The organism is Pantoea sp. M_10, assembly GCF_008631515.1.
In the GTDB taxonomy this organism is placed as follows: domain Bacteria; phylum Pseudomonadota; class Gammaproteobacteria; order Enterobacterales; family Enterobacteriaceae; genus Pantoea; species Pantoea anthophila.
The window spans coordinates 99,827-120,626 of the sequence record NZ_VWUL01000006.1 but is presented as its reverse complement, the minus strand read 5'-3'; the positions used below and the strand labels follow the sequence as shown (position 1 = coordinate 120,626).

At 52.5% G+C, this 20,800-nt stretch carries 18 protein-coding genes and 1 pseudogene; 11 read left to right on the top strand and 8 right to left on the bottom strand.

Going from position 1 to position 20,800, the window contains the following annotated elements; translation table 11 throughout:
- Nucleotides 1-168: 168 nt before the first annotated feature.
- On the bottom strand, nt 169-1,509 hold the full coding sequence (locus F3I47_RS16825; protein ID WP_150029927.1) for an aspartate aminotransferase family protein: 1,341 nt from the start codon (nt 1,507-1,509) through the stop codon (nt 169-171).
- Nucleotides 1,510-1,715: 206 nt separating this feature from the next.
- Between F3I47_RS16825 and F3I47_RS16820 the strand changes: the two genes are divergently transcribed.
- Nucleotides 1,716-2,492 (top strand): DeoR/GlpR family DNA-binding transcription regulator, encoded by a 777-nt coding sequence (locus F3I47_RS16820; RefSeq protein ID WP_009088330.1) that lies wholly within the window; start codon nt 1,716-1,718, stop codon nt 2,490-2,492.
- Nucleotides 2,493-2,514: 22 nt separating this feature from the next.
- On the opposite strand, the gene fdhD is transcribed toward F3I47_RS16820, so the two are convergent.
- Nucleotides 2,515-3,339 carry a formate dehydrogenase accessory sulfurtransferase FdhD gene (fdhD, locus tag F3I47_RS16815; protein WP_150029928.1) on the bottom strand — a complete coding sequence of 275 codons (825 nt, stop codon included), beginning with the start codon at nt 3,337-3,339 and terminating at the stop codon, nt 2,515-2,517.
- Between the two features lie 393 nt (nt 3,340-3,732).
- On the opposite strand from fdhD, the gene fdnG reads away from it, so the two are divergent.
- From fdnG to F3I47_RS16790, 5 genes are read left to right on the top strand one after another with little or no spacing between them, the layout of a single operon-like run.
- Complete coding sequence (gene fdnG / locus F3I47_RS16810; protein WP_150029929.1) at nt 3,733-6,783, top strand: formate dehydrogenase-N subunit alpha; 3,051 nt, start codon at nt 3,733-3,735, stop codon at nt 6,781-6,783.
- A gap of 12 nt (nt 6,784-6,795) precedes the next feature.
- Entirely contained in the window at nt 6,796-7,695 is a 900-nt protein-coding gene (fdxH, locus tag F3I47_RS16805) for a formate dehydrogenase subunit beta (RefSeq protein ID WP_150029930.1), read from the top strand.
- On the top strand, nt 7,695-8,336 hold the full coding sequence (fdoI, locus tag F3I47_RS16800) for a formate dehydrogenase cytochrome b556 subunit (protein WP_150029931.1): 642 nt from the start codon (nt 7,695-7,697) through the stop codon (nt 8,334-8,336). The genes fdxH and fdoI overlap by 1 nt, the downstream gene beginning before the upstream one ends.
- Nucleotides 8,336-9,259 (top strand): formate dehydrogenase accessory protein FdhE, encoded by a 924-nt coding sequence (fdhE, locus tag F3I47_RS16795; RefSeq protein WP_058957166.1) that lies wholly within the window; start codon nt 8,336-8,338, stop codon nt 9,257-9,259. Before fdoI ends, fdhE begins: the two co-directional genes overlap by 1 nt.
- Before the next feature lie 21 nt (nt 9,260-9,280).
- A complete protein-coding gene (locus tag F3I47_RS16790; protein ID WP_058957167.1) occupies nt 9,281-9,892 on the top strand; it encodes a glutathione S-transferase in 612 nt (203 codons plus the stop codon).
- Nucleotides 9,893-9,960: 68 nt separating this feature from the next.
- Here F3I47_RS16790 and F3I47_RS16785 read toward each other — a convergent pair whose 3' ends face one another.
- Nucleotides 9,961-11,223, bottom strand: coding sequence for a glycosyltransferase family 9 protein (locus tag F3I47_RS16785; RefSeq protein ID WP_150029932.1), 1,263 nt, complete (start codon nt 11,221-11,223; stop codon nt 9,961-9,963).
- 622 nt (nt 11,224-11,845) lie between these two features.
- Between F3I47_RS16785 and F3I47_RS16780 the strand changes: the two genes are divergently transcribed.
- Nucleotides 11,846-12,058: a SymE family type I addiction module toxin gene (locus F3I47_RS16780; RefSeq protein ID WP_150029933.1), complete on the top strand. Its 213-nt coding sequence runs from the start codon at nt 11,846-11,848 to the stop codon at nt 12,056-12,058.
- A gap of 50 nt (nt 12,059-12,108) precedes the next feature.
- Here F3I47_RS16780 and F3I47_RS16775 read toward each other — a convergent pair whose 3' ends face one another.
- The 3 genes and pseudogenes from F3I47_RS16775 to F3I47_RS16755 all read right to left on the bottom strand — a co-directional run bounded on the left by F3I47_RS16775 (nt 12,109) and on the right by F3I47_RS16755 (nt 13,706).
- Nucleotides 12,109-12,468, bottom strand: coding sequence for a hypothetical protein (locus F3I47_RS16775; RefSeq protein WP_150029934.1), 360 nt, complete (start codon nt 12,466-12,468; stop codon nt 12,109-12,111).
- 300 nt (nt 12,469-12,768) lie between these two features.
- Nucleotides 12,769-13,188: pseudogene (locus F3I47_RS22755) on the bottom strand (hypothetical protein); the annotation flags it as partial.
- Nucleotides 13,189-13,433: 245 nt separating this feature from the next.
- On the bottom strand, nt 13,434-13,706 hold the full coding sequence (locus F3I47_RS16755) for a hypothetical protein (protein WP_223812762.1): 273 nt from the start codon (nt 13,704-13,706) through the stop codon (nt 13,434-13,436).
- Between the two features lie 338 nt (nt 13,707-14,044).
- Between F3I47_RS16755 and F3I47_RS16750 the strand changes: the two genes are divergently transcribed.
- Together F3I47_RS16750 and otsB are read left to right on the top strand one after the other, a co-directional pair.
- A complete protein-coding gene (locus tag F3I47_RS16750) occupies nt 14,045-15,679 on the top strand; it encodes an MFS transporter (protein WP_223812763.1) in 1,635 nt (544 codons plus the stop codon).
- Between the two features lie 43 nt (nt 15,680-15,722).
- A complete protein-coding gene (otsB, locus tag F3I47_RS16745) occupies nt 15,723-16,526 on the top strand; it encodes a trehalose-phosphatase (RefSeq protein ID WP_150029935.1) in 804 nt (267 codons plus the stop codon).
- On the opposite strand, the gene F3I47_RS16740 is transcribed toward otsB, so the two are convergent.
- Together F3I47_RS16740 and F3I47_RS16735 are read right to left on the bottom strand one after the other, a co-directional pair.
- The gene (locus F3I47_RS16740) at nt 16,461-17,678 is read right to left on the bottom strand and encodes a sugar MFS transporter (protein ID WP_150029936.1); all 1,218 of its coding nucleotides are present in this window, start codon (nt 17,676-17,678) and stop codon (nt 16,461-16,463) included. The two genes, otsB and F3I47_RS16740, sit on opposite strands and share 66 nt — an antisense overlap.
- Nucleotides 17,671-18,018 carry a helix-turn-helix transcriptional regulator gene (locus tag F3I47_RS16735; RefSeq protein ID WP_033781278.1) on the bottom strand — a complete coding sequence of 116 codons (348 nt, stop codon included), beginning with the start codon at nt 18,016-18,018 and terminating at the stop codon, nt 17,671-17,673. Before F3I47_RS16735 ends, F3I47_RS16740 begins: the two co-directional genes overlap by 8 nt.
- 461 nt (nt 18,019-18,479) lie before the next feature.
- Between F3I47_RS16735 and F3I47_RS16730 the strand changes: the two genes are divergently transcribed.
- Nucleotides 18,480-19,655, top strand: coding sequence for an acyl-CoA dehydrogenase family protein (locus F3I47_RS16730; protein WP_150029937.1), 1,176 nt, complete (start codon nt 18,480-18,482; stop codon nt 19,653-19,655).
- Nucleotides 19,656-19,706: 51 nt separating this feature from the next.
- Nucleotides 19,707-20,768: a zinc-binding dehydrogenase gene (locus F3I47_RS16725; protein WP_150029938.1), complete on the top strand. Its 1,062-nt coding sequence runs from the start codon at nt 19,707-19,709 to the stop codon at nt 20,766-20,768.
- Nucleotides 20,769-20,800 lie beyond the last annotated feature (32 nt).

The following is a 20,800-nucleotide window of genomic DNA, read 5'->3' as shown; positions in this document are numbered from 1 at the left end:
AAACCTAAGGAATTGAGAAATCCGGCAATAGCAACCCGTTGTTTTTACAAGATGCTGCGCCTCACCCTGCCTTTTTGACCCTCTCCGTCCGCCAGACCGGGATGCCGATCCCGCACGCAGAGCAGGCGGTCTGTCCGCCCGCCTGCCGCGTCAGCCCTGACCTGCGGACTACCTGCCCAGCTCGCGCAGTGCGCTGTCGAGTGCGCCGACCAGCCAGTCGATGTCACTCTCCTGGAATGCCAATGGCGGACGCAGTTTCAGCACATTCCCATAGGGGCCCGCGACCGAGGTCAGCACGCGATGTTCACGCAGCTTCTCGATTAAATCCAGCGCCAGGGTTTTATCCGGCGTTTTACTGTGACGATCGGTCACCAGCTCGAAGCCGATAAAGAGTCCGGCACCGCGCACATCCCCTACGCACTCATAACGATCCATCAGGGTTTTCAGCTCAGCCAGCAGCTTCGCGCCGACGACCCGGCTGTGTTCCTGCAGCCCCTCTTCGGTGATCACCTTCAGCACAGCCTGCGCCGCGGCCATGGCGACCGGATTGCCGCCAAAGGTGTTGAAGTAAGGAATCGAGTCGCTGAAAGCGGCCAGCACATCACTTTTTGCCAGCAGCCCGGAAACGGGGATGCCATTGCCCATTGGCTTGCCGGTGGTAATGAGATCGGGCACGACATCATGGCGGCCAAAGCCCCAGAAGGCGTCGCCGGTGCGGCCAAAGCCAGGCTGGACTTCATCGGCAATAAAGATCCCGCCGTTGGCGTGCACCACATCGACCGCTTTTTCCAGGAAGCCGCGTGGGTTGGGCAGCACACCATCCGAGGAGAAAATCGAGTCCGCCAGGAAACCGGCAAATTTAATGCCGTGCGCCGCCATGTCATCAATCTGCTGCTGAATCTGGTCAGCAAACCAGTCGCCAAGGTCGGGCGCATCCACCCGGTAGGCATCCGGCGGCATCACCAGCCGCGTGGTGGGGGCCAGCGGCTGTCCGCTGCCCAGCGCCGGCGACGCACCGGAGGTCAGCTCACTGGTGCCGTGATAGGCCTCCTTGCTGACAATGATGCCGGTGCCGCCGCTGAAGGCGCGCGCGACGCGGATTGCCAGGTCATTCGCTTCCGAGCCGGTGCACATATACATCGCACGATCGATCGCCGCAGGTGTGGTCGCCAGCAGCGCTTCACTGTAATCGAGGATATTTTCATGCAGGTAACGGGTGTGGGTGTTCAGCATTTTCATCTGCTGCGTCACCGCCTCGATCACCGCCGGATGGCAGTGGCCGATGCTCGCCACGTTGTTATACACATCGAGATATTTATCACCTGCGGCATCCCACAGGTATTGCCCTTCACCCCGCACCAGATGAACCGGTTTGCGATAGAACAGACGATAGGATTCGCCAAGCACTTTGCTGCGTTTATCGGTCAGTTTGCGCGTGTCGCTGTCCAGCGCATCGGCATGTTCGGCACGAAAACTGTTGGTATCCATAATGGTGGAACGCGTGGCCATAATGACTCCCGTGACAAGGATGAAGGAGGAAGATCAGACCCCTCCATCATGCCTGCCTGAAAATAAAATGCAACCAAATACACAAATACAACAAAATACACATGACGCAGGGAGATTGCCGCGTTAAGCTGATGCCTGATTCAGACGGACTCCTGCGCCTCACTGGCGTATTATCCGTGCTCTTCGCGCTTAAAAAGGAAACCGCTATGCTGCAGGAAACGCGCCTTCATCGCATCCGCGCCCTGCTGACCCGACTCAATCAGGTCAGTACCGAGCGCATCATCAGGGAGCTGGGGGTCTCACGCGAAACCGCGCGCCGCGATATCATCGAGCTGGAAGCGCTGGGGCTGGCGCGCCGCGTCCATGGCGGACTGGTGGCGATAGAACCCTCGGCAGAGCCGCCGCTGACGGAACGTCGCAGTACGCAGACCCGGGAGAAGCGCGCGATCGCCCGCGCCGCCGCGCAGCTGCTGCAGCCCGGACAGACGCTGTTCCTTGATGCGGGCAGTACCACCACGCTGCTGGCAGAAGAGCTGCACGCCCTGTCCGGCCTGACGATCGTGACCAACAGCCTGCAGGCCGCGCTGGCGCTGAGCGCCGGAGAGGAAGACCAGCCTCTGAATAATCAGATTATTTTGCTGGGCGGGAATATGTCCGCCGGGGCGCAACAGACGCGCGGTGAGATCACCGTGGGCGAAATCATCCGCTACCGCGCCGATGTGGCGCTGCTGTCGCCGGTTGGCATTGAGGCCGATTGTGGTGCCAGCAGTTTTCATCCGCATGAAGCGGCCATCGCCCGGGCAATGGTTCAGCAATCCGCCGCCTGCTATCTGCTGGCCGATCACACCAAGCTGGGCGTGGTCAGCCGGACAATCTACGCGCCGCCGCAGGCGATCAGCCTGCTGATTACCGACAGCGGCGGGGATAACGGTGCCGAACTGGATGCGTTGCAGCAGGCGCTGCCCCGGTTGATCGTGGTCTAGCGAAGCGGCAACGGCAGGTAATTTAACGCAGCCGCTGCGGGTGGCTGTAGACCGTGGCCCGGCCCGGCTTGCTGAAGCCGACCAGCGTCAGGTTGCAGCGCTCAGCCACCTCAACCGCCAGACGGGTCGCGGCAGAGACGGCGAACAGGATCTCGACGCCGCACATGGCGGACTTCTGCACCATCTCATAGCTGGCGCGGCTGGAGACCAGCAGCGCCCCCGGCCCCCACGCGGCCTGGCTGCGATAGCCCAGTAGCTTATCGAGTGCCACATGGCGACCCACATCTTCACAGCCGCCGGCCAGCTGACCATTGGGCTGGATCCACGCCGCCGCATGGGTGCAGCCGGTTTTCTGTCCGACAGGCTGAAACTCTTTCAGCTGTCCCAGCGCCCGATCGAGCTGATCCAGCGCAAAGGTCTGGGTAAAGGGTAACGGCGACAGCGGCTTGCCGATCTGATCCAGCTGCTCAACACCACACACGCCACAGCCGGTCCGGCCCGCCAGCGCACGGCGCTGCGCTTTCAGCGCCATAAAGCGGCGGCTGGAAAGCTCAATCTGGACTTCAATACCGTGACAGCCCGGCACGATGTCCATGCCGAAGATATCGCCCGGCGCGTCGATAATGCCCTCTGACAGCGAAAAACCCAGCGCGAACGCCTCCAGGTCTTTGGGCGTGGTCATCATCACCACGTGAGAGATGCCGTTATAGACCAGCGCCACCGGCACCTCATCCGCCAGCCAGTCAGGCTGAGCCGTCATCAGATCGGCACGCTGCCAGACCTGCGTTGTGCTGACGCCGGCCTGAGTTGTTAAATCTTCGCCTGAGTCAGGCTGGATAGCTTTCAAAAAATAGGACCTGTTGTTAATAAATAATTGCCGGTGCGGCTGCACGGCGAGGGGCTGACATCGTCTGATTTTGCCTGCAGGCCCGGCACAGCGCAAATAAACAGCGGGGCAATTCATGCGGTTTCAGGTGTGCCAGGGGCGCAGCCACGGCCGCGGGTGTGCAAAATGAGAAGGGAACGGCTCCGGCATTAACATCCGGGAGCAAATCACCCCCGCCATCCGCGGCTGACGCTGAAAATGGACTTGCAATGCCGCTCCGCCGCTGCAGATTTTTAACAAAATTTAGAAAAAGAATTACTAATCGCTAACCTGTTGACCCTGGTCAACTTACAGGCAATCAGGGCTGTTATTTTGCAGGGCTTCGCAATGGAGCCGGAAAAGAAGAACGATAACATGCAAATTAACAGACGGAGTTTTTTTAAGATCTGTGCGGGCGGACTGGCGGGAACCAGCGCGGCGTTGCTCGGTTTTGCCCCCACCACAGCCTTAGCCAGTGTCCGGGAGTTCAAACTCATTCGCGCCAGAGAGACACGGAATAACTGCACCTACTGTTCCGTCGGCTGCGGCATGCTGATCTACAGCCTGGGGGATGGCGCTAAAAATGCCAGCGCCTCGATTTATCATATTGAAGGTGACCCGGACCATCCGGTCAGTCGCGGATCGCTCTGCCCCAAAGGCGCGGGCGTGATGGACTTTATTCACAGCGAGCAGCGGCTGAAGTACCCGGAATATCGTGCACCGGGCTCTGACACATGGCAGCGCATCAGCTGGGAGGAGGCGTTTGATCGTATTGCCCGCCTGATGAAGCAGGATCGCGATGCCCACTTCCAGACCACCAACGCCGCAGGGGTCACGGTAAACCGCTGGCCAACCACCTCCATGTTCTGCTCGTCCGCCGCCAGTAATGAGACCGGCCTGCTCGACCAGAAGTTTGCCCGTTCGCTGGGGATTCTGGCGCTGGAGAATCAGGCGCGTCTCTGTCACGGCCCGACCGTGGCAGCGCTGGCCCCCAGCTTTGGTCGCGGAGCCATGACCAACAACTGGAACGACATCAAAAATGCCAATGTGGTGATGATCATGGGCGGCAACCCGGCCGAGGCGCATCCGGTCGGCTTTAAATGGGTCATTGAAGCGAAAACCCGGAACAAGGCGCAGGTCATCGTGGTCGATCCGCGCTTTAACCGCTCTGCCGCCGTTGCCGATTTTTACGCGCCCGTGCGGGCGGGCAGCGATGTTGTGTTCCTGATGGGGGTGATTAACTATCTGCTGCAGCACAACCTGATCCAGCAGGAGTATGTTCGCGCCTTCACCAACGCGGCCCTGATCGTCAGTGACGGCTTCAGCTTCAGCGACGGTCTGTTCAGCGGCTATGATGCCGACACCCGTCAGTACGATCGCCAGAGCTGGCACTATGAGCTGGATGAAAACGGCCATGCACGACGGGATGAGAGCTTCACTCATCCACGCTGCGTACTGAACCTGCTGAAAACCCATGCCAGCCGCTATACGCCGGAGATGGTGACGCGCCTGTGCGGCACATCGCAGGACGCCTTTATCGCGGTGTGCGAACAGCTCGCGTCGACCTGCGTGCCGAATCGCACCGCCACCATCCTCTATGCGCTGGGCTGGACGCACCACACTAACGGCTCGCAGATTATCCGCACGGCGGCAATGATCCAGCTGCTGCTGGGCAATATCGGTATGCCGGGTGGCGGCATCAATGCGCTGCGTGGTCACTCCAATGTGCAGGGATTTACCGATCTCGGCCTGCTGTCACAGAGTCTGCCGGGCTATCTGCCGCTGCCCTCCGAGAAGATGACCACACTGGCCAGCTGGCTGGAGAAGGCCACGCCGGTTGCGCCTCTGCCGGGGCAGGTCAACTACTGGCAGAACACCGACAAATTTTTTGTCAGCCTGATGAAGAGTTTCTACGGCGATAAGGCCACGGCGGAAAACCAGTGGGGCTACGACTGGCTGCCGAAATGGGACAAGAGTTACGACTGCATGGCGCAGGCGGAGATGATGGAACAGGGCGTGCTGAATGGCTGTCTGATTCAGGGCTTTAACCTGCTGGCCGCCTTCCCGGACAAAAATAAGGCGGTGCGGGCCCTCTCCCGGCTGAAGTTTATGGTGGTGATCGATCCGCTCAGCACGGAAACCGCCAGCTTCTGGCAACATCACGGTGCGTTCAACGACGTCGACCCGGCGCAAATCCAGACCGAAGTGTTCCGTCTGCCCTCCTCATGCTTCGCGGAAGAGTCGGGCTCGGTCGCAAACTCGTCACGCTGGCTGCAGTGGCACTGGGCTGCCGCCGAGCCGCCCGGAGAAGCGCTGCACGACGGAAAAATTCTCGGCAATCTGTTTATGCGGCTGCGTGAACTTTATCGTCTCGAAGGCGGAGCAAACCCTGAGCCGCTGATGGCCATGCGCTGGGACTACCGCGATCCGTTCAATCCTGAGCCGGAAGAGGTGGCGCAGGAGAGCAACGGTCAGGCGCTGGCCGATATTTATGACGCCAGTGGCAGGCTGCTGCTGAAAAAAGGTCAGCAGCTCAACAGCTTTTCAGAGCTGCGTAACGATGGCACTACCGCCAGCGCCTGCTGGATCTACAGCGGCAGCTGGACGCCGGACGGTAATCAGATGGCGCGGCGCGATAATGCCGATCCTTCCGGGCTGGGCGCGGTCTCCGGCTGGGCCTGGTCGTGGCCGGCCAACCGCCGCATTCTCTACAACCGCGCCTCTGCGGATGCGCAGGGTAAAGCCTGGGATCCGCAGCGCCGCCTGATTGAGTGGGACGGCGCACGCTGGCACGGCATCGATGTGCCGGACTATCCGGTCACGCTGCCACCTCAGCAGCAGGCCGGGCCGTTTATCATGCAGCCCGATGGCATGGGTCACCTGTTTGCGCTGGATAAAATGACGGATGGTCCGTTCCCGGAACACTATGAGCCGATGGAGAGTCCCCTCGCCGACAACCCCCTGCATCCGCAGCAGCGTCACAGCCCGGTCGTTCGTCTCTTCAGCAGTGACGTCGCACAGCTGGGCGAGGTCGCTGACTATCCCTGCGTCGCCACCACCTACTCCATCACTGAGCTGTTCCGCCACTGGACCAAGCACGCCCTGCTGAACGCCATTGCGCAGCCGGAGCAGTTTGTCGAAATCGGCACCGAACTGGCGGAGGAGAAAGGCATTCAGGCCGGTGACAGCGTCAGAGTCTCGTCACGCCGGGGTTATATCGAGGCCAAAGCGGTGGTCACCCGCCGTCTCCCGCGCCTGATGATTGACGGCAGGCCGGTGGATACCGTGGGTATTCCCTGTCACTGGGGCTTTGAGGGCACCACGCGTAAGGGCTTCCTCGCCAATACGCTGACGCCTTCCGTTGGCGACGCCAACTCGCAGACCCCGGAGTACAAGGGATTTTTAGTGAAAGTCGAAAAAGCGTAACGGTGGATGACCATGGCTTATCAATCACAAGATATTATCCGTCGCTCTGCGACCAATGGCTTTACCCCGCCGCCGCAGGCGCGCGATCACCAGCGCGAAGTGGCGAAGCTTATTGACGTCACCACCTGTATTGGCTGCAAAGGCTGCCAGGTTGCCTGCTCCGAATGGAACGACATCCGCGATGAGGTCGGTCATAACATCGGGGTCTATGACAATCCCACCGATCTGAGCGCCAAATCCTGGACAGTGATGCGCTTTTCAGAAGTGGAAGAGAACGGCAGGCTCGCCTGGCTGATCCGCAAAGATGGCTGCATGCACTGCGCCGATCCCGGCTGCCTGAAGGCTTGTCCGTCAGCAGGCGCCATCATCCAGTACGCTAACGGCATCGTCGATTTTCAGTCTGAGCAGTGCATTGGCTGCGGCTACTGCATCGCGGGCTGTCCCTTCAACGTGCCCCGCATCAATAAAGAGGATAACCGCGCCTATAAATGCACCCTGTGCGTGGACCGCGTCAGCGTCGGCCAGGAACCCGCCTGTGTGAAGACCTGTCCGACCGGCGCCATTCATTTCGGCAGCAAAAGCGACATGCTGACGCTGGCGGAGGAGCGCGTAGCAGAGCTGAAGTCACGCGGGTTTGCACAGGCGGGTCTCTACAACCCGGAAGGCGTGGGCGGCACCCATGTGATGTATGTGCTGCATCATGCTGACAAGCCCCAGCTTTATCACGGCCTGCCGGCGAATCCGGGCATCAGCCCGACCGTGACCTTCTGGAAGGGGATCTGGAAACCGCTGGCGGCGGTGGGTTTTGCCGCCACGTTCGCCGCATCCATTTTTCACTATGTCGGCGTCGGTCCGAATCGCGTCACCGACGCGCACGACAGTGACGACGATCATCAAGGGGAGGATAAATAATGAACAAACCCGATCGTCTGGTGCGCTACCGCGCACCGGAACGCATTAATCACTGGATCGTCGCAATCTGCTTTGTCATCACGGCCTTAAGCGGTCTGGGTTTTTTCTTTCCCTCCTTCAACTGGCTGATGCAGATATTCGGCACGCCACAACTGGCGCGTATTCTGCATCCTTTCACCGGTGTGGTGATGTTTGCCGCTTTTATGCTGATGTTTTTGCGCTACTGGAAAGAGAACCTGATCAATCGTGATGACCTCTGCTGGGCCAGAAATATTAACCGGATTGCACGCAATGAAGAGGTGGGTGATACCGGTAAATATAACTTTGGTCAGAAGTGTGTGTTCTGGGCTGCTATCATCAGCTTAGTCCTGCTGCTTGCCAGCGGCATTGTGATCTGGCGACCTTACTTTGCTGATGCCTTCGCCATTCCGCTGATTCGTCTGGCACTGGTGGTGCATTCGGTGTCAGCAGTGGTACTGATTATCGTCATCATGGTGCATGTTTATGCTGCACTGTGGGTCAAAGGCACACTGACCGCGATGGTTGAGGGCTGGGTCAGCGCCGACTGGGCCAGACATCACCATCCCCGCTGGTTTCGTGAGCAGCGTAAACTGCCAGAAAAACAGGATAAACGCCCCTGATGAGTATTCGCATAATCCCGCAAGATCAGCTGGAGAAAGGCGAAAAGAACACGGCGGAGAGGATTCCGCCGTTACTTTTTCCACGGCTGAAAAATTTATACAGCCGTCGTGCTGCGCGACTGCGCGACCTGGCGGCGAAAAATCCACTCGGCGACTATCTGCGCTTTGCGGCAACGATCGCCGAAGCGCAGGAGATTGTGCTGTATGACCACCCGCTGCACATCGATCTGCATGCCCGACTGACGCAGAGCGCCAGCGAGGGTAAGCCGCCGCTGAACATCCACACCCTGCCGCGCGATCCGCACTGGCAGCGGCTGCTGCACTCGCTGATTGCCGAACTGAAGCCGGAGATGAGCGGTCAGGCGCTGGCGGTGCTGGAGAATCTGGAAAAAGCCTCCGCCACCGAGCTGGAGACGCTGGCCAGTGCGCTGTTTACCGGCGATTATGCGCAGGTCAGCAGCGACAGAGCGCCCTTTATCTGGGCGGCGCTCTCGCTCTACTGGGCGCAGATGGCGGCCCTGATCCCGGGTAAAGCGCGGGCGGAGATGGGCGATCAGCGGCAGTTCTGTCCGGTGTGCGCCAGTATGCCGGTCGCCAGCGTGGTCCATATGGGCAGTGATGAAGGCGCGCGTTACCTGCACTGTAATCTGTGCGAAAGTGAATGGCATGTGGTACGCAGTAAGTGTACCCAGTGCGAGCAGTCCCGCGATCTGCACTACTGGTCGCTCAACAGCGAGCTGGCGGCGGTGAAGGCAGAGAGCTGCGGCGACTGTGGCACCTACCTGAAGATGCTCTATCAGGAGAAAGATCCGGCCATCGAACCGGTGGCCGACGATCTGGCATCGCTGATACTGGATGCCCGGATGGAGCAGGAAGGTTTTGCTCGCAGCAGTCTCAACCCCTTTATGTTTCCTGGCGAATAGGCGATGAATCCGGAGAACCCGATGAAACTGATTGGCAGCTATACCAGCCCGTTTGTGCGTAAGATTTCGATTATCATGCTGGAAAAAGGCATTACGTTTGAATTCGTCAACGCCTCGCCCTACAGCGATGACAGCCACGTACCGCACTACAATCCGCTGGGCAAAGTCCCGGCGCTGGTCGCTGACGATAAGCAAATCTGGTTCGACTCCAGCATCATCGCGGAATTTCTGGAACTGCGCGGGGCAGAGCCTGCCCTGCTGCCTGCTGATCCGCTTGCGTCGCTTAACATCCGTCAGCTGGAGAAGCTGGCGGATGGCATCTGCGATGCCGCGCTGGTGATCGTGCGCGAGCAGCTGCGGCCGGGGGATTTGCAGTCAGAGGAGGTGCTGGTGCGCAATCGGGAAAAGATTCAGCGCAGCCTCGACATGCTGGAAGCGAAAGCCGCAGAGGGAAAATGGCTCAACAACGGTCAGCTCAATCTGGCGGATATCGCCACCGGCTGCATGATTGGCTATCTCAATTTCCGCCGCGTGGTGCCTAACTGGTGTGTTGAGCGTCCGGCACTGGTGAAGCTGGCGGAAACGCTGTTTCAGCGTGAGAGCTTTGCAATGACGACGCCGCCTGCGGCGTGAGGGTGCTGTAGCCAGACCTATTAAGAGTGGCAATGGTGTCTGGCACATTAGAACATTTTATCTGCTGGTCAGCAGCAGAGCTGATCAGAGGAGGCGATAGAGCGCTCAGGAACATGATAACCGTACTTACTAACAGATTCTTTCAACTCGATCACCGATACCGGGCTTTGGATTTTCATCTCATGCCTGTCCAGTAAATCCCTGCGGACAATCTCGTTTAAAATACGCTCCGGAATATTATCAGCATCAGAGGTTTTATCATCATGAACAATAAGCTGGCTTGCGTTTTCATACCCTGGTGCCCACATATTATTATTAGGTAAGTTTTTATAAACGGCGATGAGTGGTTTTTTCCACGCAGCAGAGATATGTACTATCGAAGTATCAGGTGTTATGACCACATCCGATTCTTTGATCAATGCCATCACATGATGCAATGTACAAAAGGGATTTTTTACAACACCATCAGGAAGCGGCACTAATAATTCGTTACGATGATCCAGAATAATTAACTTTATTTCTTTACCTTTATTATTAACCAGATAAATAAGATCCAGCAATTGCTGTTGTGAGAAGTTTCTTTCTGGGGTGCCTGCATAGGCATTAATAATAATCTTTTTCTTTTTTTTCCAGGGGTTAAGAAAATCTTTTACCTCATTAAGCACGCTATCAGGAAAATATAAACTATAATCGACGTTGCCTGTAGCTTTAACGCCAATCATTATGCAGAACAAAGACAATAATTCTGTAACATGCTGTTTTTCATTTTTAAAAGATACTGAAACGGTGTAATGGCCCATATCAGGTTTTTTATTTAACCCAATAACGAACCTCGCATTGATATCATTAAACAGTTTCATCCGATGCACCGGTGTTTCGGATAAACAAGGATCAATAATTAGATCATATTCATTTCTATTTAGCATCTTTACCGTTGCCCTTGAAACGTTATGGTTCAAAGACTTCAGGTAATGGTTATAACTGCAATTTCTCGCCTTATAAACATGTCTGATAAAAGGGTTATATTTTATTACGTCGTAACAGGCTTCGTTTACCAGCACATCGACTGCATAGCCAGCCTGATGAAGCAACCTGATGAGTGGAGTCGAAACGATGATATCACCCACTTTGCCTTCATTTCGAACAAGCAATATGGTTTTCACAGAGCCAGGGTTAAAGGTGACTTTTGTCCGTTTATCCCACAGAAGCTTTGCAATTGCGATTCTTACTTTGAGCTTCACCTCTTTGAGAGAGTAATTTTTTCTTCGGTTCCACTCCCGTATTTTTTTGAATGGTCCCTTTAATACGGTGATCCTCGCATCCTTATTCATTTCACCCTTCCTGCTTCCTGAGCACATCATTTTCATGATACCCAAACATCATAAATGAGCAGCTATTTATTTATATAAACTTTCCAGTAAGCGTGTAATTCTACAACACCCTAAAACACTTAGGCCATATAATAACCCTTATTTATTTCGTAGAATCATTATTCATCTAACATCGCTGGTTGGGATTTTGATACAGATACCTATCAACTTTTAACCAAATACACTTTACTGCATCATACGTTAAGATATGGCAATTCAGGTTGCCATATATAAGCATGTCACTTACAGATTACCCATGCTGAATTGTAATTAATTATTTAATTAAAGAAGATTAGTCAAAAAATTGAGAAACCATAATCTTTATTAACTACATGCTTATTTCTTTCATAGCCGCGGGATAAACGCTTTTGGAGATAGTATTATCCATCGAAAAAAATCCGTTTTTCAGAGATGCCTCGCAATCTATTCCGAAGCTTTCAGCGAGTTTACAAAGCAGACGATGTATATTTGAACAGTAGAAAACTGCAAAGGAAGAGAATAACGAGAGCTTTTTTTAGCGCGGCTGAAGCGAGCGCCAACCCGCAACAGCCGCTGACCACAACAACTATTCGAGGTAGTTACTATGGCTGGAAAAGATTCTACGTCAGAATCCGCTGTACCCCAAGCACGTAAAAGCATCGTCGGATACCGTCCCAACGGCGGCAGACCGAATCCATTGCCACAACTGACCATCAAAGGACGATGGCTGGAAGCACTAGGCTTTAAGACCGGGCAGAAGATCGAGGTGATCACTGGGTCGGGACAGCTGATTATCCGGCTGGCGACTGAAAGTTAACTGACTGATAAAATTAAAATCCCGGCCAACCTGGCCGGGATTTTAATTTATTAAGATTGGAACCGTAACTTTTTTGGAATTTGATAATTTTCAGGAATAGTTGGCCAATCATAATTATCTGACCAGCCAATTATTTCAATATCATCAAATATATCTTCAAAAAAGTTACTTAAATTCATTGCGTAAATACGACTCATAACTAAAGCAGCTTTTACAGCAAGCATATCTTTTTCGTCAAGGGCCCTTCTCAACGTAAGTACCATTGATGTAAGCTTTTTAAGCTCTTCTTGTAATTCAGCATCTAAATTTAGAGAATAATCAATAGCAAGCTTATCTTTTGAAATAGCACAAATCTCTGCCAAATCAGCCAATGTCGTTTTGATAAGGTCTAACTCATTTATGTTAGTCAATTTTCAGCTTCCTTCCTTGTGCTGCGTTGGTCTTCTCAATGTTCACTGACCCATCAAGGTTAAGAACGCCTTTAAAATGTTCATTTTATCAAAAACTTCAAAGTGTTCTTTATGCATAGCATCAAGATATAGCTGATCCCCTTTCTTAATTAAATCACCTGTTTTACCTTGAGCCTGATAAACACTTTACCCTTGATATTGTTTAGACGTTTTACGAGTTATATTTTTAACTTCACCTCCGAAAGAGGTGTTTTTCAAGAATTCACTCATATTTCCGACAGCGCTGGCATTAGGCACATGTGGGACTTTTTTGCTCGGCAATATAATTGCGGCCAGCATCCTACCCGTGGCTTCGAGCGCCACCTGATTCCCTTCGGATGCCTGCTTAATAGTGTCAGCTACCGCAGACCAGGTATCACTGCTCATCAGCGCCTAAACGCTGTCCGCTACCGCCTGATTCTTACCGGACAGGTCATTAAGCGCTGTACCGCAGTAACTGTCCCTGGCCGCGCAAGACGCCAGCGCCATTGCTACGTCAGCAGCGTAATCCGCCCCACCTCATGCCGCATCGCCGGTATCGGCAAGACCATTAATTATTTCATTCGCAATAGCAGAAGTGGTGCCTTCGCCCAGCTTTTCTCTGACCTGATTCTTAAGAGATTCAGCAGCCTGCTTCGCCGTTGCACGCGCCTGATCACCGGACAGCGAGTTATTCTCAACAACAACTTAGAAGTTTTTTAATTTTAATACCCGAGCTATCCACATTCCTCCCCCGACAAAGCTTCCGATACTAAAACTAATCTTGCAAAGCAGAAATATATTATCCATAGTGAAATTTATTGGTATCCCTTTGAAAAAAAAGAACAAAAACTCCCCTGCAATGTATAAAGTAATTGATGTCAAAAAAATAGATACAATGCTTAATACGATAAAAAGAGCCAAGTGTAGAAACACATTTTGCTGTCTCATTTTTTGATGTTCTCCTCAGAGGATTTCTGCTCTATATACTTCCCGCTGAGCTCTGAGCCCAAGCTACCACCGATATCTCCAGCCATGCCGGGGAAATAACCAGGTGTCATTTCTTTTGAAAGCCCAAACTCTCCTTTAATATCAGTATATTTTTGAAGCGTTGGATTGAATTTCGGATCCCAGCCACCTTTCCACCAGTTTGCCCCGGCATTGACTCCCCATGAAAGCCCTTTACCAATGCCATAGCCGATACCAGATCCAGACCGCATTCATCGCTGAATTACCAGACGCCGTCTGAATTTGCAGCATGCTGGCGAAACGGGAAACAAGAAGAAAAACCAACTGACATTACTAACTGAAGGTTGTATCTAATACTGGGGGCAGGTCACCGCATCCGGTCAGATCCGGAAAAAGGCAAACTCGGATCCCCCGCTTCAACTCAAAGGCTGATTCAACGAAATGTGGGTCGTTACCCCCCATCCCCTCGTTTTTTTCTTATTCTCTCAGCGCTGCCGCACATCAACACGTTATCACAGCGCGTAAGCTGCGGTGAGATACCGTACTGCTCCCCTTTGCCAGGTTAATCGACTGTATACACCCATGAGTTATGGATAAGAAACATGGGTTGTCACACCTGAGGTCGGATACATCTGATCTGGATCTGCCAATCTGCCAATCTGCCAATCTGCCAATCTGCCATCAGAATTTTCTCTTCTGTTCATCTAAAACTCTTGCCTTAACAGGTTTACAGAGCATATATTTCGATTGTCCATATAAATACGAACTATTGAACAGTGGGAAGGTTACTATGACATTGCATCAAAACAGCAGTCAGCATCGGCTGGGCTGGAGTCTGGCTCTGCTGGCGTTTGCCCAGCTCATCATTTCTCTGGATATCAACATCGTATTCGTTGCATTACCGGAAATCGGAAGCGGCCTCGGATTTTCTGAACAAACCCTGCAGTGGGTCGTCAGTGCATATACGGTATTCTGCGGAGGCTTTCTGCTTTTTGGTGGCAGGGCGGCCGATCTGCTTGGCCAGCGCCGCATGTTTATCGGTGCACTCTGGCTTTATGCGATTTCATCGCTGGTAGGAGGACTGGCATGGCGTCCGGAAGTCATTATTGCTGCACGGGCAGTACAGGGGATTGGCGGAGCCTTCCTCTTCCCGGCGACGCTTTCCCTGATTAATCGTCTTTTCCGTGAAGGACCCGAACGAAACCGCGCTCTGGCTGCATGGGGCGGAGCAGGTGCCAGCGGACTGACAATCGGTTCACTGGCCGGCGGATTTCTCACGAGTTACTTTGGCTGGTCTTCGGTCTTCTACGTCAACGTTCTGCTGGCAGGCATAGCTATTGTTGCAGCATTTCTGGTTATCCCTGCCGATCCGGCGCGTCATGAGAAACGCAGTTTTGACCTGCCGGGCGCGCTGACCGTGACTGCAGCTTCAACGCTGTTTGTTTTTGCTCTGGTACAGGGTCCCGAATACGGCTGGGACACCCCGCTTATCCGTAACTCGCTTATTCTGGCTGTCGTCAGCCTGGTGCTGTTTGTGCTCATTGAGTCAAAAAGTAAAGACCCGCTCATGCCTATGCAGCTGTTCCGCAATAAAAATCTGGTCGCTGCCGTTTCAGTGACGTTTCTCTATATGGGAACGTTCGGCGCACTGCCTTATTTTGAGACCGTGCTCTTCCAGAACGTTATGCATTACAGCGCGCTGGAAACCGGCCTTGCCTTTATCGTTCCTTCTGTCTCCATCTTTATCGGTACTCAGGCCGGTGCGCGTCTTGCAAACGCCGTGGGTACCCGCAACGCCCTGATTGGAGGTTGTATTGTGGGTATTGCAGGCACGCTGTTGATGATGAACGGTGCAGATGTATCCGCGACCTATAAAGACATCCTGCCAGGGCTGATTATCTCAGGCCTGGGCCAGGGGATCGTCTGGACGGCAATGTGGATCGCAGCGGCAACCGGTGTTGCCCACAATGAGCAGGGTATTGCATCAGGCATGGCATCCACAACGCTGAACGTGGGCAATGCTATTGGTCTGGCTGTCCTGATTGCCGTTTCCTCGTCCATGACCGTCACCACGGGTCCTGTTGCAGATAATATCGCTGCACTGACTTCAGAGGCGTTTCACGCGTTCCTTTTCGCTTCCGCTGGTATGGCGATTGCCCTGTTAATTTCCTTCAGCCTGCCAGGTAAAAAGCGCCTCGTTGCTTCTGCGCAGGAAACCGTTTAAGGGATATGTCTCCGGCCGGAAACGGCCGGAATGGAGCATCTTGATGTCTGACCTGTTAGCTTTACCTTACCCTGTTCTGCCGCATGAACTGTCCAGATACGCTTTCCTTTTCGATATCGACGGCACGCTTGCTGAGCTCAGGCCAACACCCGGTGAGGTTCAGATAAATGAAACCGTAACCAGTTTCCTGGATTTTCTTTCACAGCATCGGATCCCCTGTGCCCTGATATCCGGACGCAGCATACTGGACATTGATACCCTGTTTTTATCAAACAACGTTCCCTGCGCAGGCGTCCACGGAGCAGAAATCCGCTATGCAGACGGAAAGTACGAGCGGCTTTCAATATGCGGCAGTGATGTTGCTCACGTCTGGGAGCGTCTCAAACTGGCCTGTATGCGTTATCCGGCATTACGCCTTGAAAATAAGCTCATTTCATTTGCCATTCATTTCCGCGATGCGCCGGAGCTGGCAGCCGTCGCGATGTGGACAGCCGCCTCGCTGGCCGAACTGTATCCGGGCACCTTTGCTGTTCAGCATGGTAAATTTGTCTGCGAGCTCCGGCCCGTGAAAGCCAGTAAAGGGGCAGCCGTTGAAAAGATGATGATGTCACCGGCATTTTGCGGCAGAACGCCTGTCTATGTCGGCGATGATATTACCGATGAGACGGCATTCAGGACGGTCAATGAAATGGAAGGTTTCTCAGTAAAGGTCGGCGATGAGGAAACGTCAGCAACATACAGGCTTAAAGACGTTGACGGTGTTCATCGCTGGCTTGCCCGCTTAATGTCCTGTGCCGCGGCAGGCGGCGGTGTGCACGCGCAGGGCGCTGATAAATGCCCTTCTTGATATAATCAGCAGTACCGAAATGAACAGTCCGGCAGTCAGCGTCCAACCCGGGCTTAAAAACGTAGCCGCAGAGCCTGTATAGATCCCGGAGCACAGCCCCCCGAAAGTCAGCATAACGAGTGCAATCGTTGAAAGTATCGGTGCATGTGATGGTCTGGAAGCCATGGCTGAGGCCATCACAGCGGGTAATACTCCGCCAAGCGCAAAACCCGTTGCAAAACTGCCTGCGCCCATTACCGCTGTCCCTGTCCCTGCCAGTATTACACTAATGCCTCCCAGCAGGATGATGTCATCCAGCAGAACCAGTCTGAAATCAGAGCAGCTTTTACCGGCAACCATGCTGCCTGCCCTTCTCAAGATCATCCCTAAAGAAAACAACAACATAACGTGATTGGCTGAAACCTGAGGAGTGCCTTTGCTCATTGCATATGTTACCAGCCAGACATTCTGCTGCCACTCAACAAAACCAATTGAAAAACAGATGATTGCGTAATTAATAAGGGTTTTCTTCGAACCTGTAGTGTCGCACTCCAGCGAAAAAGAAGTCTTTTCTTCCGCGGACAGAGAGACGTTCCTTTCCGCAGAATACGGACGGAAAAACGCCAAGGCGAGAGGAATCATTAAAAATGCTAAAGTGATGTTCGCAAAAGACAGGGCTTTAAAGAATATCTGCCAGGGATAATTGTTGCTCATTATTAAGTTGATCAGCAAAGGGGCGACAAGGGTTCCTGCACTGAATGAAAAATCAGCAAAACTGAGCGCGGCCTGCCGTTTTTCCGGGAAAAACCAGCTGACTGAAGTATGGCAGGAAGTAAAAATTATGCCACCTGCAGTACCAGTCATACCGTAGAAAAAACAGAACAAAAAAAATGATGGCGTAACGGAAAGGCCAAAAATAGCTATCGCGGCCGCGAGGCATGCAGAAAGGAAAAGTGAAGAAAGCTGAAGTCTTTTAAGCAGATGTGATGTGATATAAGACCCCAGGCAAAAGCCCGAGGACCATAGAAGAAACACCTGACCAGCAAGAGGTAATGGCAGGTCAAATGCAATGCTGATTTGCGGGAGCAGTGGTCCGATTCCCGCCCCCAGCAATCCCCAGCTTAACAGCAAAAAACCAATAAAAAATAATAAGCTACTTCTGCGGTCAGACATCCGGATTGAAATGCCTGACGGTTTCACCTGTTAATTTATCTTTTTCAGTAGCAGCCAGGAAAGAGGTCAAAAGCCCCGGAAAACGCGCCTCAAGATCTTCTTTGCGTAATGAGAGTAAGTTTTCGCGCCCCGACGGCGTTTGCCAGATCACTCCGCTATCCCTCAGCACGCGCCAGTGATGTGTCAGCGTGGATTTTGATACGCCTTTAAGCACAGATCCGCAGGTGTGCTCACTTCCATCAGCAAGAACACGTACAACGGTCATACGCATTGGATTGCCCAGAGCCGCAAGCACGTGCTCCAGTCTGATTTGGTCCCGGTCCGGATGGTGTCTAATCATTAGTGCCTTCTTAACGTACGTAGGTACGTAAATTATCAAACATATTCCCGGTTTTGTACATGTTTTCAGCACGTCAGCTTCATGTTTTGTGATGTGTTTCTCTTTGTCGGGACCGCAAATCGGTTAATACGCAATCAAAATATGCACTCTTAACCATTAGGGATATTAATATGCGTAATTATCACCCATGGGGTAACCACACGAAAAAAACATAAAATTAACAATTTATTTTCAGCTGGCAACCAAGTAAATCTTTCTGATATTTTATTTTTATTTAATTAAATCAATAGCTTGAATTCATTTTATTTTGCGGTGCGCTTTGTTGACACAAAATTACATTCTGGTTATTTCTATATGCGACTGTACTAGTGAATATGAACAGTAGTCTGTTCTGGCGTTACACTGTTCATCTTGGTTGCTGATGACCTTATTCACTTTCATTTTCTTATAGGGAGATAACAGTGAGTTATATACAGCGCCCGCTGAAGCCTGAAGTTCAGGATCAGTTGATCAACGTTGAGCCGTTGCATCAGATTATTAATGAGTATCGCGATAAGGGAGATAAAGATCGGCGAACCCCCGGTGCAGTAATGGACGCGCTTATGGAAGCCGGCGTTCACCGGATCTGGGTTTCAAAAGCCTTTGGGGGCGCTCATCTGAGCCTTCCTTCAGGTATGGCACTCATTGAATCTATTGCCCGGCAGGACGCCTCTGTCGCCTGGCAGATGGGGGTGCAGGGAGCACTCAGCCGGCTTTCCGACTACTTACCGGAATCTTCTGCCCGGCATATTTTCCAGGATCACTCCAGACTCATCGTGGGTGTGGTTGCGCCGAGTGGAAAAGCAAAGCGGGTCGGAGGCGGATTTCTGCTGAAGGGCCGCTGGTCATTTGCAAGTGGTTCAGCCCATGCGGACTGGCTGGCCTGTGCTGCCGTTGTGACTGAGAAGGGCCAGCCGGTTATGACGGATGCCGGTCCGCTGACACAGATGCTTTTTATTCCTAAAAAAGATTACCGGCTTATGGATGACTGGTATACAACGGGGCTTCGGGGTACCGGCAGTAATTCTTTTGAAGTGAACGATGTGTTTGTACCCGACGAATTCACTATCCCTGGTCCGGATTTACTGGCACCGCCACCGGAACGCCCGTCCCGCGCATTTGGCATTGGCTATTATGACTTCGGGCCTTTTACGTCCGCTCCGACCACGTTAGGCATTGCGCAGGACGCACTGGAGTCTTTCCGGGAAATGGCGGTTTCGAAAGTGCCTCTCGGTGGCAAAACTCCATTGAGGCAGAGTCATACCGTACATGAAAAAATCGGCTATGCCTGGTCTCTGCTGCTGTCGTCCCGGTTACTGATTGAAAATGCAGCGTCACACGCGATTCAGGATGGCTACTCAGGGCAGCGACTCAGCGCGCTGATCCGTTTATCTGCGTCAACAACAGCCCGTAACGCGAAAAAAATTGTTGATATCGTCCATACATTGTCCGGAGCAACCTCAGTATATGAGGGTGACCGGCTTGAAAAATGTTTTCGCGATATTAATACAGCCGTAAAACATATCACTTTAGCTCCTGCAAGTATTGAAATGGTTGGCCAGTTTATTATGGAAGAAGAACTGCTAATCAGACGGTAGTAAATAAAATAGAAAGTTAACAGTTGGCATTTTAAATAATGAGGATTCACCATGAAAACCATGAAAGCAATCAATCTTGTCTCTCCTAAAGAAACCGCACTGGTTAATATCCCGATTCCGGAAACGCCAAAGGATGGCTTGTTGCTGAAAACAAAGTGCGTTTCAATCTGCTCAACAGATATCTCTTATTTCGAAGGTCATCTTTACCCTTCTGAGTATCCGATTATTATGGGGCATGAGTTCCTGGGCGAAGTTGTTGAAATTGGCGAAGACTATAAAGATAACAATGTAAAAATCGGTGACCGCATTGTTTACTGGGGGCAGACGGATTTTGGCGGCTTTGCTGAATATCGCACGCTTCGCCCCATTTTTTCAGGTCAGGTTAAAAAAGATGAGTTCTGGACAGACCGCTACTTCTGGGATGACCATCATGCATCAGCAGTTAAAATCCCGGATGACATGGATGACCTTGTTGCACCATTAATTGAGCCGACAACGGCTGCAATGCGCGCAATTTTAAGCCATCCGCCAAAACCTGGCGATAAAGTTCTGGTTCTGGGAACGGGTCCTATCGGTATTATTGCCGGACAGATCATCAAGAAAGTTTTTGCTCCACACAGCATCGTTTCCATGGATAACAACCCTATGAGAAATGAGCATGCTGAGAAGTTCTTCTCAGAGAAGGCATACCTTCCTGAAGAAATCACGGAGATGGTTGAAAATAATACCTTTGATTATGTTTTTGATGGGCTGCCGACTATCAAGAACGTGGATGAAGAATGCGATCCACGCCGCATTGCCATGAGAAAAATCGTGCCGCGCGGCCAGTATCTGTTATACGGCGCTTCTCAGACCATGCAGAAATTTGACAACTGGCTGATGCTTTCTAAAGGGATCAACATCAGTTCTGCTCCCTTCGATGTGCAGAGTTTCCCGATGCACAAAACAGCCAACGTCATCCAGTCTGCATTTCAGATGATCCACTCAGGCATTGTGGATGCCAAAGGCCTGATTTCAACAGTATGTCCTTTTGAAGACTACGATCGCCTTGTGAAAATCTTCGAAACGTACCGTTCCACCACACAGCTTAAAACGGTTGTTGATTTCCGTTAATGTTCAGTGGCGCAGGGAAACCCTGCGCCAGT

What these genes read in the sequence shown, in the direction of transcription:
- F3I47_RS16740 (WP_150029936.1), bottom strand. Translation starts at nt 17,678, where the DNA reads ATGTCTGACCGCAGAAGTAGCTTATTATTTTTTATTGGTTTTTTGCTG.
- F3I47_RS16735 (WP_033781278.1), bottom strand. Translation starts at nt 18,018, where the DNA reads ATGATTAGACACCATCCGGACCGGGACCAAATCAGACTGGAGCACGTG.
- otsB (WP_150029935.1), top strand. Translation starts at nt 15,723, where the DNA reads ATGTCTGACCTGTTAGCTTTACCTTACCCTGTTCTGCCGCATGAACTG.
- fdnG (WP_150029929.1), top strand. Translation starts at nt 3,733, where the DNA reads ATGCAAATTAACAGACGGAGTTTTTTTAAGATCTGTGCGGGCGGACTG.
- F3I47_RS16820 (WP_009088330.1), top strand. Translation starts at nt 1,716, where the DNA reads ATGCTGCAGGAAACGCGCCTTCATCGCATCCGCGCCCTGCTGACCCGA.
- F3I47_RS16725 (WP_150029938.1), top strand. Translation starts at nt 19,707, where the DNA reads ATGAAAACCATGAAAGCAATCAATCTTGTCTCTCCTAAAGAAACCGCA.
- F3I47_RS16755 (WP_223812762.1), bottom strand. Translation starts at nt 13,706, where the DNA reads ATGCGGTCTGGATCTGGTATCGGCTATGGCATTGGTAAAGGGCTTTCA.
- F3I47_RS16785 (WP_150029932.1), bottom strand. Translation starts at nt 11,223, where the DNA reads ATGAATAAGGATGCGAGGATCACCGTATTAAAGGGACCATTCAAAAAA.
- fdhE (WP_058957166.1), top strand. Translation starts at nt 8,336, where the DNA reads ATGAGTATTCGCATAATCCCGCAAGATCAGCTGGAGAAAGGCGAAAAG.
- fdxH (WP_150029930.1), top strand. Translation starts at nt 6,796, where the DNA reads ATGGCTTATCAATCACAAGATATTATCCGTCGCTCTGCGACCAATGGC.
- F3I47_RS16780 (WP_150029933.1), top strand. Translation starts at nt 11,846, where the DNA reads ATGGCTGGAAAAGATTCTACGTCAGAATCCGCTGTACCCCAAGCACGT.
- fdoI (WP_150029931.1), top strand. Translation starts at nt 7,695, where the DNA reads ATGAACAAACCCGATCGTCTGGTGCGCTACCGCGCACCGGAACGCATT.
- F3I47_RS16825 (WP_150029927.1), bottom strand. Translation starts at nt 1,509, where the DNA reads ATGGCCACGCGTTCCACCATTATGGATACCAACAGTTTTCGTGCCGAA.
- F3I47_RS16790 (WP_058957167.1), top strand. Translation starts at nt 9,281, where the DNA reads ATGAAACTGATTGGCAGCTATACCAGCCCGTTTGTGCGTAAGATTTCG.
- F3I47_RS16750 (WP_223812763.1), top strand. Translation starts at nt 14,045, where the DNA reads ATGGATAAGAAACATGGGTTGTCACACCTGAGGTCGGATACATCTGAT.